The following is a 14,523-nucleotide window of genomic DNA, read 5'->3' as shown; positions in this document are numbered from 1 at the left end:
CTCTCAACATAGGTTGGATAAGCAGCTGGATCACTTTGTCGGTCTAACATTCAAGATACGGGAGTCTATTGGTTAAACCAACATTGTAAGCGCTTAATATTGAAGGGGGGATCAATAGTAGGGCGGATATTATATGCTGTAACGCTGCAACCTGCTTATAGCCACAATAATTGAAAGCGATTTCTTCGTGAGTATTGAATGGAGCTGGATCATGTAACACGGCCATATTCCATGACGAAAGAGGTATGAGAAGAGGCCATACGGATTGGAGTGAATAACGTCGATGGAGCCAAAAGTTGCACATCATTCCTTGCCAGCCGTGAAAGCGGCCAAGAAACCATCCAAACTTAAAACCGTCGCTGCACTGGTCCGGAAGGATTGGCAGCTGTATTCCCTATTGATTTTACCGGTCATGTACCTGCTCATTTTTAAATATGGACCGATGATTGGCAACGTGATCGCTTTCAGGCGATTTATGCCCGGAGGAAGCATCTATGGGGAGAAATGGGTAGGACTGCACTATTTCAACATGTTTATCCATGACCCGGCGTTCTGGAACGTATTCAAGAACACCCTGCTGCTCGGTGCGTTATCCCTGTTCTTTACGTTTCCGGTGCCCATCATCTTTGCGCTGCTGCTGAATGAGGTGAAGAGCAGGCGATTCAAGAAATTCGTCCAGACGGCTTCTTATCTGCCGCACTTTCTGTCCATTGTCATCGTTGCCGGGATGATCCTGCAATTGACGTCAGTCAACGGCTCCGTTAACTCGCTCGTGGAGTTCTTTAACGGGGAACGAATCAATTTCATGCAGCGGGCCGAGTGGTTCCGGGCGATCTATATCTCGTCGGAAATCTGGCAGGGCATGGGCTGGGGCGCGATCCTGTATCTGGCCGCATTAACGACGATTGATGAATCGCTGTACGAGGCGGCAAGGATCGACGGGGCCAACCGCTGGAAGCAAACGCTGTTTGTCACGATTCCGGGCATCCTGCCAACGATTGTGACACTGCTGATCCTGAATATGGGGACATTCCTGGCGGTAGGGTTCGAGAAAATATTGCTGCTGTACAATCCGGTTATATATGAGACGGCCGATGTGATATCGACGTACCTGTACCGGGTCGGTCTCGTTTCGAACAACTTCAGTTATGCCACGGCCATTGGACTGTTCGAATCCATAATCGGGCTTATATTGGTATTCTCCGTGAATGCGATCTCGCGAAGACTGACGGATCGAAGCTTATGGTAAGGAGGGAGCGGTTATGAAGGAGTCAAGATCCTATAAGGTGTTCAAAGTGTGCAATGCCATCATTCTGCTGTTCGTTGTCTTCATCACGCTGTATCCCTTCCTGAACGTGGTCGCTCAATCCTTCAGCGGCGAGTCGTACATCAATTCAGGGAAGGTGAACCTGATTCCGAGGGGCTTCAATCTCGATACTTACAAAACCGTCACCAAAGACGCCATGTTCTGGACGAATTACAAAAACACCGTCGTGTACAGCGTGGTCGGCACCGCGATATCGATGTTCTTAACGACGATTTTTGCTTACGCCCTGTCCAAGAAACGACTGGTAGGACGCAAGTTCCTGACGATGTTTGCCGTGTTCACGATGTTCTTCAACGGGGGGCTGATCCCGAACTATGTGCTCATTAACAGCCTGGGCTTCAGCAACTCGATCTGGGCCATCGTAATCCCGGGAGCCATCAGCATATATAACATGCTTATCATGAAATCCTTTTTTGAAAATATGCCGGAAGAGCTGGAGGAAGCCGCGGCCATTGACGGCTTGAACACGTATGGCATGCTGTTCCGAATCGTGCTTCCTTTAAGCAAAGCGGTCATCGCGACCATGGTTCTCTTCTATGCCGTCGGGCATTGGAACTCCTGGTTTCCGGCCTTCCTGTACCTGGATCAGAAGGAGCTCTTCCCGGTCACGATCTATTTGCGCAACATGATAGCGGGCGCAACGGGCGTGACTTCCGCCGGTGCTACCTCGGCCGATAACCTGACGCAGATATCCGCCAATATCAAATCGGTGACCATGGTGCTGACCATTTTGCCGATACTGACGATTTATCCGTTCGTGCAACGTTATTTCGTAACCGGCATCATGCTGGGCTCCGTAAAGCAATAGGACCATCCGTAAGGACATTTTATTGATATCATGGGGGGAATGAGAAAGTGAAAAAGAGTCATCGATCGTTTGCCGGCAAAGCTTTATTGCTATCGTTAATCGTTGCGATCTTGGCGGCGTGTACCGACAAGACAGGCGGCAAAGAAGCCGAAATCCAGGATAAGGGCGCGATGGAAACCTACGCCGTAGGCGATGCGTTCAAGGCGACGGAGCCGTTCGATCTGTCCATCCTCTACAGCGACCAGCCGGCGTATCCTTACAAGCAGGACTGGATGCTTTTTGCTAAAATAAAAGAAATGACGAACGTGACCTTGAAGCCGACAATCGTGCCGATGAGCGATTACAGCCAAAAGCGCAGTCTGCTGATCAGCTCCGGCGATGCGCCGCTGGTCATTCCGAAGACTTACCCCGGGGAGGAATCCGCGTTCGTAGCTTCCGGTGCGATTCTTCCGATCAGCGATTATATTGACCTGATGCCGAATTTCAAGGACAAGATCGAGAAATGGGACATGGAAAGCGAACTGGAAGGACTTCGCCAGGAGGACAAAAAATATTATGTGCTCCCGGGCCTCCATGAAGCGGTGTGGCCGGACTATACGCTGATCGTGCGCACGGATATTTTCGAAAAGCATAACATCGCAATTCCGACCACCTGGGATGAACTGTATACGGCGATGAAGCAGTTGAAGCAGGAGTACCCGGACGTTACGCCGTTCTCCGATCGCTTCAAATTCAACAGTACGCTGAACATCGCGGCTACGGGCTTCGGCACCAAAGGCGGATGGGGCTACGGCAGCGGACTTACGTATAAGGAAGAGACGGATGAATTTGTGTACACGGCGGCAACGGATGAATATAAGGACATGCTGGCCTACTTCCACAAGCTGGTGGATGAAGGATTGCTGGACAAAGAGAGCTTTACCCAGGATGACGATCAGGCCGTGCAAAAGTTCGTGACCGGCAAATCCTTCATCATTAACGGCAACTCCCAGACCGTGGTCCAGCACCGCAATGATATGGACAAAACGCTGGGCGAAGGCAAGTATGCGATCAGCAAAATCACGGTTCCCGGCGGCCCGGCAGGCCAGCTGATGTCCGGCAGCCGACTCGAGAACGGGGTAATGATCACTTCCAAAGTGAAAGAGAGCGAGCATTTTAAAGCCATCCTGCAGTTTATCGACTGGCTCTATTACAGCGACGAGGGACAGGAATTTACGAAGTGGGGCGTCGAAGGCGTAACGTATACCAAGGAAGGCGGCGTACGCAAGCTGATGGACGACATTAACTACAACGGACTGAATCCGAAGGGCACGAAGGATCTGCGGATCGAGCATGGCTTCTCGGGCGGCGTGTTTGCGTACGGCGGCACGACCGAGCTGCTTCAATCCATGTTCAGCGAGGAAGAGCAGCAGTTCCAGAAGAGCATGAGCGAAACAAAAACTGTCGTGAAGCCGGAACCGCCAATTCCGTACTCGGTCGAAGAACGCGAGCGAGTAACGCTTTTGAGCACGCCGCTGAAGGACTACACGGATCAGAACACGCTGAAGTTCATTCTGGGCGACCGCGATCTTGCCGAGTACGACAAGTTCGTGAAGGAGCTGGATAGCCAGGGTGTCGGACAATACCTGGAGATTGCAAATAAGACTTATAAAAAATATAAAGAGCAACAATAACCAACGGATCGACAGGCTGCCGTTTCTTTATGGAAAGGCAGCCTGTTTGGAGGTTCAGACGGTCGTGATGATCCATCCTGCACTTTTGATGACAAGGAGGTTGTTCTAAATTGAGTGTGACCGTTCAAGAGGTAATCAACCGATTAACCGAACCAGCGGGACGCCTTGAATCCACGGTGGACAGGGTTGTAGCCGGAAGCGCGGATGCCATTGTTCACGGCATCGCCGTCACGTTCGCCGCCTCGTTCTCGGTTTTGCAGAGAGCCGTGCAGGCGGGAGCAAACCTTGTGATCACCCATGAGGGGATCTTTTACAGTCACCATGAGGATGGAGTGGATGGGATGCAGGCGAGTTCTGTCCACCAGGATAAAATAGATCTGATCCAATCCGGCAATCTGACGATTTACCGGTTTCATGATGCGCCTCACAGGTATGTTCCCGATATGATCACACAGGGATTGGTTCAGGCACTGGACTGGGAGCCCTATATCGATACGTACCTTCCTACAGCTGCCCTAGTCACACTGCCCGGACAACTGACAGTTCAGGAGATTGCAGAAGATATAAAAAGAAAGCTGAATCTTTCGTATCTTCGTTATGTCGGGAATCGAAGCGGAATATGCTCCAGAATCGGCATAACCGTCGGCTACCGTGGCGGCGGCGCGCATGCCATTCCCCTCTGCGTGAATGAGCGGCTGGATCTGCTTATCGCCGGCGAAGGCCCGGAATGGGAGACACCCGAATATATCGGCGATGCAGCGGCGCAAGGCCGGAACCCGTCCATGCTTCTGCTTGGTCATGCCGCCAGCGAGGAGCCCGGTATGGCCTGCGCGGCCAAGCTTCTCCGCGAGCTTTTTCCGCAGATTCCCGTACATTATATACCGCCCGTGCCCTTGATTCAGGTAATATAGAGGGAGAAATAACTTTAACGGTATTGGAAGAGCCATCCGCATAGAAGGCGATGCGATCAGCCGGATCTTATAACGTAAGCAAAAAGAACACTTGAGCATAAGAGAAAGAGGTAACGACATATGTCAACAGAGCAAAAGATTAAAGGCTCTACCAGGGAGTATTCATATCAGCTGCTGAAAGACCGGATATTCCATCTGGAGCTGGAGCCGGGTACGAAAATCTCGGAAAAGGAAATTGCGGATGAATTGAACGTCAGCCGAACGCCGGTCCGGGAAGCGTTCATGAAGCTTGCCGAGGAGGAACTGCTCGACATTATTCCGCAAAGCGGGACAATCGTATCCCGTATTAATCTCAGGCATGTTGAGGAAGGCCGGTTTATTAGGGAGAAGATCGAGAAGGAAATCGTGGCGCTCGCCTGTGAAATTTTCCCCGAAGAGTTCCGTTTCCGTCTGGAAACCAATATTGCGCTTCAGGACATATGCGCGGGAAACCATAATTTCTATAAGCTGTTTGAGCTGGACGAGGAGTTCCATCAAATTCTGTTTGAGGGTACGGGCAAAGAACGGACCTGGAAGATGCTGCAGCAGCTGAACATTCATTTCAACCGCTTGCGGCTGCTTCGCCTGTCGAAGGACTCCAACTGGGAGAATATTATCTCGCAGCATAAGGAAATGTATCAGCTGATCGTTAATAAACAAGCGGAGCAGGCCATGAACGTAATGGAGCGCCATCTGCGTCTTGTCGTTGTGGAGCAGGATATTTTACGCGAGAAGTATCCGCATTATTTTATTTAACAAGCTTTATTAAAAATAATGACCCGCAGGAGAGTCACTTGAGATCAAGTGACCAGCCTTGCGGGCCATTTTTTTCATTAGATCGATCTGCGGATAACACCGTCAAGAATTTGAGCCACATGAGAGGGTCCTTGCTCCAGATCCTGTTGATCCAGGGTAACCCAGGAGTGCTGTTCATCCATATCAAGGGATCGCTGGAGCCAGCCTGATACCCCTCTGCCTCTGCGGTCGACTTCGACCAGGACGGAAATCCCTTCCTGCTCCGGATACAGAATCAATTCAAGCTCTTTGATATGGCCGGCATAAGAGGGGCCAGGGTAAAATTCAATTTCTTGCACAAAAGGCACCCCCTGGCCTAATCTCGGGTGATATTCACATGTGGCCATTTTGAAGCTGAAGCCAAGTTCTTCCACGGCGTCAAAGACAACGGATGCGCCTTCGTCCGGTTCAACGTCGATAAAATCACGGTCCTTCGGATCGATGGCATTATCGATATCAAGGCCGGTATGGATCCATACCGGCTGCCGCGAAATGGTGAGCGGCGTTTCCAGCGGCAGGGCAAAAGAGAATGGTATTTCCTGTTGATCGCCAGGCTTTAACGTGAGGCGGCTGGAGACATTGATTTTGGCAAGGGTATAGGATTCTATGTATTTCTTGTCGTCGCTTTCCCTGGTGTATTCCGTCATCACTTTCAAGTAAATACGGTCGACCGTTTGCTCTACGTTTCCTCCTTTAATGTGAATGACGCCGCGTACTTCTTCACCTGGATAATAGGAGGATTTTTCGAGATGCGTATCGATCTGGGCTGCTCCAATTCCTACACTGGCTAGCATTTTGTTAAAAAACGACATAAAAGATACCTCCAAAAGAGAATGTATGATAATGGAATTATACGCTCGAAGATCGCCTCTGGTTTCCGAATTGCAAAAATATTTTTTGTGGTTTTGCGCAGTGAAGATATTGACGCCCAGGAAGCTGAAGAATACCCATGAAATCAGGAAAAAGAATACAGCTCGTTAGCATTCGCAGGTTCGGCATGGTATATTGGACAAGATACCATTAAGGATGGAGCATTCAAGGCATGAGCGAACAACAACGTTCCGGACCAGGAACCAAAAATAACAAATCAACCGCATACGGAAAGAAGCCGGGTGATAAGGCGGCTGCGAACCAAACAGGGGCCAAGCCGGCTTTTAAGCGCGAACATAGGAAGAACAAGGATTCGTTATCGGCTTCATCGTATTCGAAAGCGAAATCGTCCGATAAATATAAGCAAGGAGTACGCGGGCCACGGCCTTCATCCGGACGTGAGCACGCAGATGAGCTGCAAGCAGGCGACATTATTGTCGTTACGATCAAACGGCTTGGCATTAACGGCGAAGGGGTCGGTTATTACCGCCGTAAGGCAGTGTTTATTGACGGAGCGATCACGAACGAAGTTGTCAAAGCCGAGGTGAAAGAGGTCCAGCCTAAATTTATCAAGGCACAGCTGGTAGAAGTGGAGAAGCGTTCGCCTTACCGGATTGAACCTCCTTGTCCTGTATTCGGCATCTGCGGCGGCTGCCAAATTCAGCATATCTCCTATGAGGGACAGCTGCAGGCTAAGACGGATATTGTGCGTGAGGCGTTCAGCCGGTATGCAGGACGGGACGATGTGAAGTTTAAGCCGATCCTCGGCATGGAGCACCCATGGAATTACCGGAACAAAGCGCAGCTGCAGCTGAAACGGAAGGGCGGCGAAGTGATCGCAGGGCTCTATGAAGCGGACAGCCATACGATTGTGGACATTAGCGGCTGCCCGATTCAGCATCCGAAGGTGAATGAAGCGGTGGAGAAGGTCAAATCCGTCCTCGAAGAGTTGCGGATTCCGTTGCATAAGGAGAATGGAAACAAGGACGGCGTTCGGACGATTGTGGTTCGTCACGGCTTCCAATCCGGGGAGCTTCAGGTGACGCTGGTCACGGCCGGAAGCAAGCTGCCAAGGCAGGACGATCTCGTTCGCATGCTGCGCCTTACCATTCCGGAGGTGAGCGGGATTTCACTCAATATTAATCCGAAGAAAACCTCACTCATCTTCGGAGACCGGACAATCTCGCTGTGGGGAGCCGAGAGCATGCAGGAATCGCTGAGTGACCTGCAATTCTCGCTGTCGCCCAGAGCGTTCTTCCAGCTGAATCCGCAGCAGACGGTCAAGCTGTATGAGTCGGTCCGGGGGGCAGCCGGATTGACGGGGAAGGAAACCGTCATCGACGCCTACTGCGGAACGGGCACGATCGGCCTGTGGCTTGCGCCTTATGCCCAGGAGGTGCGCGGGATCGAGACGATCCCCGAAGCCGTCGAGGACGCCAAGGCCAATGCGCAGCGAAACGGACGGGCTAATGCGAGCTTTCACGTCGGCCAGGCAGAGGAACTGCTGCCGCGTTGGGTCAAGGAGGGGATGAAGCCGGACGTCATCATTGCCGACCCGCCGCGTACCGGCCTGGACTCGCGCTTCCTGGAGACGGTGCTACGCACCAAGCCGAAGCGGTTTGTATACGTATCCTGCAATCCCTCGACCTTGGCGAAAGATTGCAAGGTCCTGCTTGACGGCGGTTATGAGCTCGATTGGGTGCAGCCGGTCGACATGTTCCCGCAGACAAGCCATGTGGAGGCGGTAACGCTGTTGATCAGGAAAGACAATTAAATCGGAGATATTGCAAAGAGGGGCGAAAGAGCCCCTCTTTTTTCATTGTTATAGATAGCATGACACTTGCCCAGTTTGTTTCTTCTAACTAAGCAGTTTCATAGGAGATTCCAGCCCGCTTCGGTCGACAACACACTTTTTCTATGATATGGTAGCAAGTAATTAGGCATTTCGTTCCCTTGGGACGAGGTGCCTTCTCGCATATTTATAGCCGTTTTACATTAAATGTCTATCTGGAGGTGATGCAATGGTGCTCCTGATTTCCCCGCTACGGGGGGAGAAATCCGTAGTTCATTATGGACGATCGATGGAGAGTGCACCCAAATAACGATAATCTGAGGAGTGTTGTTGAGATGAGAGTAAATTTACGAGCAGAAATGCGCGCCGCGATGAACAAAACTGGACTTAAGCAGCTTCGTCTTTCGGGGCGAATTCCGGCGGTTGTATTTGGCACAGGGGAAAACAATATGATGATTCAACTGTCCGCCAAAGAATTCGGCAAATGGGCAAGGAATGGCAAAGGAGGAATCCTTGAGCTTCGTTTTGACGATCGGGAGCCGCTCCCGGTTTTGCTGGAGTCCGTTCAGCGTGATCCAATTACTCGTGAATACATTCATGTCGACTTTTTGTGCATCAATATAAATGAAGTTGTTCGGACGAGAGTAAATCTTGATTACATCGGCACCGCCAAGGGAGCCAAACTTGGAGGCGTCGTCCAAATTCAAAGCACGTTCATCGAGATTGAGTCTTTCCCTGACCGTATTCCGGCCATCATTCCAGTTGATATCAGCGGACTGGATATCGGGAATTCCTTACACGTCGGAGATCTTAAACTGCCCGACGGGGTCGTGCCGATCTCTTCGGCAAACGAACTGCTCGTGTCGGTGGTGACACCGAAAGTCCAGTCGGAGCAACCGGAGGCTATGTAACTTCTGCTGCCGGCGATTACTTCCCGATACTCCATCGGGAAGCGATCGCCGGTTTTTTGCGTAAAACTTGAACAGAATCCGGAACTTTCCATCAAGTGAGACTAGGCTTGGCCGTCATTATTATTGTACACTCAAGTCATGTGAACTGCGGCCTGCCGCTTATTCGGCAGCTGCATACTAAGCCAATGAAGGAAGTGTCAAACCATGAATGCAGAATCCGTTATGGCGGAGCTTGAAGCGCTAGGCAAGGAACGGCTCAAGAAAATGTACCTGTCCAATGGGGCGCGTGAACCGCTCTTTGGCGTGGCGACAGGCGCCATGAAGCCGATGGCCAAGAAAATTAAAATCAATCAGCCTCTGGCTGAGCAGCTTTATGCCACCGGGAACTACGACGCCATGTACTTTGCCGGCATCATTGCAGACCCTAAAGCCATGACGGCAGCGGATTATAATCGCTGGATGGATGCGGCCTATTTTTATATGCTGTCCGATTATGTGGTTGCCGTTACGTTGGCAGAGGCAGATATTGCGCAAGACGTTGCCGATCAATGGATCGCAAGCGGCGAAGAGCTCAGAATGTCGGCGGGGTGGAGCTGTTACTGCTGGCTGCTCGGCAGCAGACCGGATCGTGAGTTCCCGGAGAGCAAAATCTCGGCCATGCTCGAACTGGTGGAAAAAACCATTCACGAGTCTCCGGATCGAACGAAATCCGCAATGAATAATTTCATGTACACCGCAGCCATATCCTATTTGCCGCTTCATGATAAGGCGGTTGAGACCGCAAAAGCCGTAGGACCTGTAGAAATGAAGCGGGACAATAAGAGCAAGTTCCTGAACGCTACCGAAAATATTAGGAAAGAAGTCGAGAGAGGGAAACTAGGTTTTAAACGCAAGTATGTGAGATGTTAAACCATGTTTTTAATCGACAGATTTGATGGAAGACCTAAAGAAGGCGGTGTTTTGCTGCCTTCTTTTAAATATCCTTTTTCATATAGTAATGCGTATGCCGTCCGGCATTCTCGATCCGGCCATATACCTCATACCTCTGCTTGATGTAAAAATCCAAGGCTTGGAAGCTCAATGTATCCAATTTAACGAACTCGCATTGTTTCTCTTTCGCTATTTTTTCCACCTCGTTTAACAGCTTGGTGCCGTACCCTGATTTACGGAAAGGTTCGTCCACGAACAAGTAGTGGATTTCCAGCCAGTTCCAGCATATTTCACCCACAATTCCGCCTAAAATCTGACCGTCCGCATTCCTCAACAATAGGTTTACTTCCTGATAACGTCCCTTTAAGTCGTCTGGGAAGTGCATGAGATTATACTTAATCATTTGGTTCCTTACGTAATTTATGTCGGCGCTGTTTGATTCTGCAGTTTCATTAGTAAAATAAATTTGCATAAGGTTTGCTCCTTCTGGTATGCCACATCTGTGGTATGTGAGGATACGAAATCGGTTTATTCCTATCCTTCTCAAGATATCATAGCCTTTAGGTGGATCGGCGGTAAAAAATCTTTTTAAAAGAATGTACCCGTGAGGCAACGGGATGCCTATGCTATACTGTGGTTGTTATTTGATCCGCTTCATCTAAGGGAGGATTGTCCTTACATGTGTTGCATCGCATTCATACGTATTCGTTAATGAAGGTACAGAACATCTAAATCCGTCCATTTTCATGTAAAAATGCGAAGGATTATTTGTGCTGTGCCTTTTTCATTACTATACGAATGAATGAGGTGCTTTTTTGTGTTTAAACATAATAAAAATAGTCGGAAAAAGTTGAAGAAACCGTCTAACTTTTCCGCTCAGCATTTATTAATCAGCAAACGGCTGATTCATGAGATGATCAATTTGGCCCGGATCCGATCCACCGACATCGTGCTCGATATCGGAGCGGGGACAGGGGCATTAACCTTTCCGCTGGCAGAGAAGGCGGCACAAGTGCTCGCGATCGAGACAGATCCGGCGTTTATTGATAAACTGTTCAGCAAGATAAAAGATGGCAGCAACATTCGCATTAAGCCGTCTGATTTCCTGGAGGTTCCTCTTCCGAAAAGTCCGTTTGCCGTCGTGGCGAATATTCCGTATTCGATCACCACAGCGATCATGGCGAAGCTGCTGGATCATCCCGGCGTGCCGCTGCAGCGAGCCGTGCTGCTTGTGGAGAAGGGGGCAGCCAAACGTTTTACGGCAGTTCCGGTTCAAGATCCGCGTATCTTAAGCTGGAGGATGCATTATGACATGCGGCTCGTGCGGACCGTATCGCCTCAACATTTTGCGCCGCCTCCCAAAGTGGATTCCGCTATTCTAGCCATCAACCGGAGGAAAAAGCCGCTCATTGCCACGCAGCATCAACCGAAGTTTAGAGCACTGGCAGCCTATGGATTGCGGGACCCGAGGCTGCCGTTATTCGCGTCTCTGGCGGGCGTGTTCACGCCTCCTCAGATTACGAAGCTGGTCCGAATGCTGGGGGTGGATCGGGAGCTCCCCATCGGGAGGCTGAACGAAGAGCAGTGGGGGACTGTATTCCATACGATGCTCCAGCATGTGCCGTCGAACCGTTGGCCCAAATTATCTGCTAGCTCTAAAGGGAAATTCAAAAAAAGAGAATAACATTCCATGGGGATATTGTCGTTTCTAATACGATCATTTATAAAATATTCGCAGAATTCGCTTGACCCTGACACTAGTGTCAGGGTTTACAATGAAATCGAATCGTTCATCCAGGAGGCGAAAAAGCATGAAAATCGGAGAACTTGCAGCCCGTACCGGCGTCAGCATCCGTTCGCTTCGATACTACGAACAGCAAGGATTGCTTATGCCGGTTCGCAGCGAGAACGGGTACCGGGAGTATTCGATTCTCGCAGAAGAACAGGTGCGTACCATCCAGTTATATTTGAATCTGGGATTGTCCACCGAGCAGATCGCCGGTTTCCTGCATTGCGTCTTGAAAAATAAAGAGGCGTTCTGCGCGGAAGTGTTCCCGATTTTTCGTCAAAAAATTGCAGAGATCGATGCGCAAATCCACCAGCTGAACCATATCAAGATGAATCTGGAGGAACGCATGCAATCGATTCTGGAGGAACGAGAATCGGAAGAAGCGGAGGAATGCAAATGAGTTTACCACGAATAGATGCAGCCAGCTTTCAAGGCGCGATTAAACAGAATGGAGTCACGCTGGTTGAATTTGGAGCCAAATGGTGTCCGCCGTGCAAAGTGCTGCTTCCCATTCTGGAAGAGCTGAGCCAGGAAGAAGCGGGTCGCCTGGAGGTCTATCAGGTGGATTGTGACGAATCCCCGGAGCTTGCCGCTCAATTCGGTATTATGTCCATGCCGACGGTGATCGTGTTTCATAACGGAGAACCGGCAGACAAACTGATTGGACTTCGGCCTAAGAGTGTGTACCAAGCCGCGCTAGGCCGTTATGTATCATAAAATCGAATATGGATGATTAAGCGAAAACGCCTCTGTTGTTTAATGACACAGAGGCGTTTTCTATGGAGGTAGAAGGCATTATGCGCCGTGTATCGAATTCTTATACAGCAACCGTAATACGCTGCCGAAGGAGATACTTTCATGAGATCAAGAAGGAAAATCATATCTCTTCTGACTATCATCGTACTAAGCTGTCTTGCCATGAGCTTGGTAGATGCGGTGATCCGTCCGGATTATGCTGTTAAATCCGCCATCAAGATCATCCTTTTTCTGTCATTACCGATTGGTTACGCCATGATCGCCGGCGGGGTACCCTTTCGGAGGCTGTTCACCTTCGGGAGAAAAGGCCTTCTGATGTCCTTGCTGCTGGGATTCGGCGTATTCACGATCATACTCGGCGGATATTTTTTGTTGAGTCCTTTATTTGATTTCACCAACGTAACAGGAGCCTTACAGGAGAACTTGGGGGTAAACGCGGGCAATTTTGTGTTTGTAGCCCTTTACATATCGATTGCGAATTCACTGCTGGAGGAGTTCTTTTTCCGCGGTTTTGCTTTTTTCACACTGAAGGAGCAGGTCGGACGACGGTTTGCTTATCTATTCAGTGCAGGGGCCTTTGCCGTGTATCATATTGCGATGATGTCCAGTTGGTTCTCGGTAGGGCTATTCCTCTTGTTAATCGCCGGTCTGGTTGTCGCGGGCCTACTGTTTAACTGGTTGAATGAGCGCAGCGGCAATATTTACGCATCCTGGATGGTCCATATGTTTGCCAATCTTGCCATTAACACCATCGGATTTATGCTGTTTGGGATCATCTGATGATAGGTTTTTTTTGCTGATAAGAGTATGCCGGCAAGGCGGCGGGAAATTTTAAGGAGGCGTTTTAACTGACAACAGAGATCTTTTTCTCAACTAACCCCATCGGTCATGTAACGGATGAGCAGCTTCAAACCATGCTGGACAGACACAATCTAGGGAACCTCATTTCTGCTGAGAAAACGTCTAAGGGAGTAGGAAATCAGACGTTGTTCATTCACTCGAGCAAAGGAAGCTATGTATTGAAGGGAAATCCCCTTTATGCAGGGCAGTTCGCTGAAGAGAAATTTTATACGGACTATTTGCAAGAACATACATCACTCCCCCTGTCCGTCCCATATTTGCTGGATGAGTCTGGTGATATTTTCGGCTGGAGCTACGCGATCATGCCCTGTCTTCATGGCGTACATATGAATAATCCACGATGTAGAGCAAGGCTTGACGCAACGGATCGAATAGATATTGCCTCTTCAGCAGCCAGCATTTTAAATGAAATGCACGGCTGGATAGTGGATCAGTATGGCGAGCTTGATCCGCAAACACAAAAGATCCGCCCGTTTGAGGGATCTTATAAAGAGTGGCTCTACCATCGGATTCGGTACTGGTTGCAGGATGCCAAGCAATATTCCCAGATCACTCCAGCCGATACGGAATGGGTTGAAGAGGTGCTGCGTGCCTCGGCGGATGAGTTCGATAAGCATTGCTCTCCCACTTTTGTTATGGGGGATTTCAAGGCAGAGAATATGCTGGTAGACTATGATACCGTTTGTCAGGCGTGGCGAATCAGCGGCATTTTTGATTTTACGACCGGATACTTTGGGGATGGAGTTGCGGATTTGCCCAAGATGGTGATTATGTATTGGGATTTCGAGGAACAGGAAGCAGCTAGGCATTTTGTACAGATGTACTTGCAGGGTTCTGCCATTAAGGAAGGCTTTGTTGATCGATTTAGAGTGCATATGCTCCATCAGCGTATATTGGATTGGGGATGTGCCAAAGCGATGGGTGCAGTTACGTGGGATCCGCAGCTTGCTTTTTCCGACTGGGCAAAAGATTATGTTTATGCCATGGACTACTTGAGATCGTGGATTGCATGATGCTTGTGGAATTCCGGATTGACCTTCACATGATGTGATGGTTTACAA

15 protein-coding genes are annotated in these 14,523 nt (G+C 49.7%); 13 read left to right on the top strand and 2 right to left on the bottom strand.

Annotated features, from left to right (window positions below; all coding sequences use genetic code 11):
• The first annotated feature begins 283 nt into the window (after window positions 1-283).
• From M4D81_RS14410 to M4D81_RS14390, 5 genes are all read left to right on the top strand, one after another.
• The gene (locus M4D81_RS14410) at window positions 284-1,249 is read left to right on the top strand and encodes an ABC transporter permease (protein ID WP_260066995.1); all 966 of its coding nucleotides are present in this window, start codon (window positions 284-286) and stop codon (window positions 1,247-1,249) included.
• 13 nt (window positions 1,250-1,262) lie between these two features.
• The gene (locus M4D81_RS14405; protein WP_071223638.1) at window positions 1,263-2,135 is read left to right on the top strand and encodes a carbohydrate ABC transporter permease; all 873 of its coding nucleotides are present in this window, start codon (window positions 1,263-1,265) and stop codon (window positions 2,133-2,135) included.
• Between the two features lie 47 nt (window positions 2,136-2,182).
• The gene (locus tag M4D81_RS14400; RefSeq protein WP_260066994.1) at window positions 2,183-3,808 is read left to right on the top strand and encodes an ABC transporter substrate-binding protein; all 1,626 of its coding nucleotides are present in this window, start codon (window positions 2,183-2,185) and stop codon (window positions 3,806-3,808) included.
• A gap of 110 nt (window positions 3,809-3,918) precedes the next feature.
• Window positions 3,919-4,719, top strand: a complete 801-nt coding sequence (locus M4D81_RS14395) for a Nif3-like dinuclear metal center hexameric protein (protein ID WP_260066993.1) — start codon at window positions 3,919-3,921, stop codon at window positions 4,717-4,719.
• A 120-nt stretch (window positions 4,720-4,839) separates the two neighbouring features.
• Entirely contained in the window at window positions 4,840-5,514 is a 675-nt protein-coding gene (locus tag M4D81_RS14390; protein WP_071223635.1) for a GntR family transcriptional regulator, read from the top strand.
• Between the two features lie 77 nt (window positions 5,515-5,591).
• Here M4D81_RS14390 and M4D81_RS14385 read toward each other — a convergent pair whose 3' ends face one another.
• Window positions 5,592-6,365: a sporulation protein gene (locus M4D81_RS14385; RefSeq protein ID WP_260066992.1), complete on the bottom strand. Its 774-nt coding sequence runs from the start codon at window positions 6,363-6,365 to the stop codon at window positions 5,592-5,594.
• Between the two features lie 230 nt (window positions 6,366-6,595).
• Between M4D81_RS14385 and rlmD the strand changes: the two genes are divergently transcribed.
• The 3 genes from rlmD to M4D81_RS14370 all read left to right on the top strand — a co-directional run bounded on the left by rlmD (window position 6,596) and on the right by M4D81_RS14370 (window position 10,035).
• The gene (gene rlmD / locus M4D81_RS14380; protein ID WP_260066991.1) at window positions 6,596-8,197 is read left to right on the top strand and encodes a 23S rRNA (uracil(1939)-C(5))-methyltransferase RlmD; all 1,602 of its coding nucleotides are present in this window, start codon (window positions 6,596-6,598) and stop codon (window positions 8,195-8,197) included.
• A 353-nt stretch (window positions 8,198-8,550) separates the two neighbouring features.
• The gene (locus M4D81_RS14375; protein WP_260066990.1) at window positions 8,551-9,126 is read left to right on the top strand and encodes a 50S ribosomal protein L25; all 576 of its coding nucleotides are present in this window, start codon (window positions 8,551-8,553) and stop codon (window positions 9,124-9,126) included.
• 204 nt (window positions 9,127-9,330) lie between these two features.
• Complete coding sequence (locus M4D81_RS14370; protein WP_260066989.1) at window positions 9,331-10,035, top strand: DNA alkylation repair protein; 705 nt, start codon at window positions 9,331-9,333, stop codon at window positions 10,033-10,035.
• Window positions 10,036-10,099: 64 nt separating this feature from the next.
• Here M4D81_RS14370 and M4D81_RS14365 read toward each other — a convergent pair whose 3' ends face one another.
• The gene (locus M4D81_RS14365) at window positions 10,100-10,528 is read right to left on the bottom strand and encodes a GNAT family N-acetyltransferase (protein WP_260066988.1); all 429 of its coding nucleotides are present in this window, start codon (window positions 10,526-10,528) and stop codon (window positions 10,100-10,102) included.
• 345 nt (window positions 10,529-10,873) lie between these two features.
• Here M4D81_RS14365 and erm point away from each other — a divergent pair, with 345 nt between their 5' ends.
• The 5 genes from erm (at window position 10,874) to M4D81_RS14340 (ending at window position 14,475) form a co-directional block, all read left to right on the top strand.
• Window positions 10,874-11,740 (top strand): 23S ribosomal RNA methyltransferase Erm, encoded by an 867-nt coding sequence (gene erm / locus M4D81_RS14360; protein ID WP_260066987.1) that lies wholly within the window; start codon window positions 10,874-10,876, stop codon window positions 11,738-11,740.
• A 127-nt stretch (window positions 11,741-11,867) separates the two neighbouring features.
• Window positions 11,868-12,245, top strand: a complete 378-nt coding sequence (locus M4D81_RS14355; RefSeq protein WP_113058575.1) for a MerR family transcriptional regulator — start codon at window positions 11,868-11,870, stop codon at window positions 12,243-12,245.
• Window positions 12,242-12,562 (top strand): thioredoxin family protein, encoded by a 321-nt coding sequence (locus tag M4D81_RS14350; RefSeq protein ID WP_071223573.1) that lies wholly within the window; start codon window positions 12,242-12,244, stop codon window positions 12,560-12,562. The genes M4D81_RS14355 and M4D81_RS14350 overlap by 4 nt, the downstream gene beginning before the upstream one ends.
• 141 nt (window positions 12,563-12,703) lie before the next feature.
• A complete protein-coding gene (locus M4D81_RS14345) occupies window positions 12,704-13,381 on the top strand; it encodes a CPBP family intramembrane glutamic endopeptidase (RefSeq protein WP_260066986.1) in 678 nt (225 codons plus the stop codon).
• A gap of 68 nt (window positions 13,382-13,449) precedes the next feature.
• A complete protein-coding gene (locus tag M4D81_RS14340; RefSeq protein ID WP_260067128.1) occupies window positions 13,450-14,475 on the top strand; it encodes a phosphotransferase family protein in 1,026 nt (341 codons plus the stop codon).
• Window positions 14,476-14,523 lie beyond the last annotated feature (48 nt).

The sequence above is a fragment of the Paenibacillus sp. p3-SID867 genome (genome assembly GCF_025142895.1).
In the GTDB taxonomy this organism is placed as follows: Bacteria; Bacillota; Bacilli; order Paenibacillales; family Paenibacillaceae; genus Paenibacillus_AQ.
The sequence above is the reverse complement of the archived record's forward strand: the minus strand, read 5'-3'. Positions and strand labels throughout refer to the sequence as shown.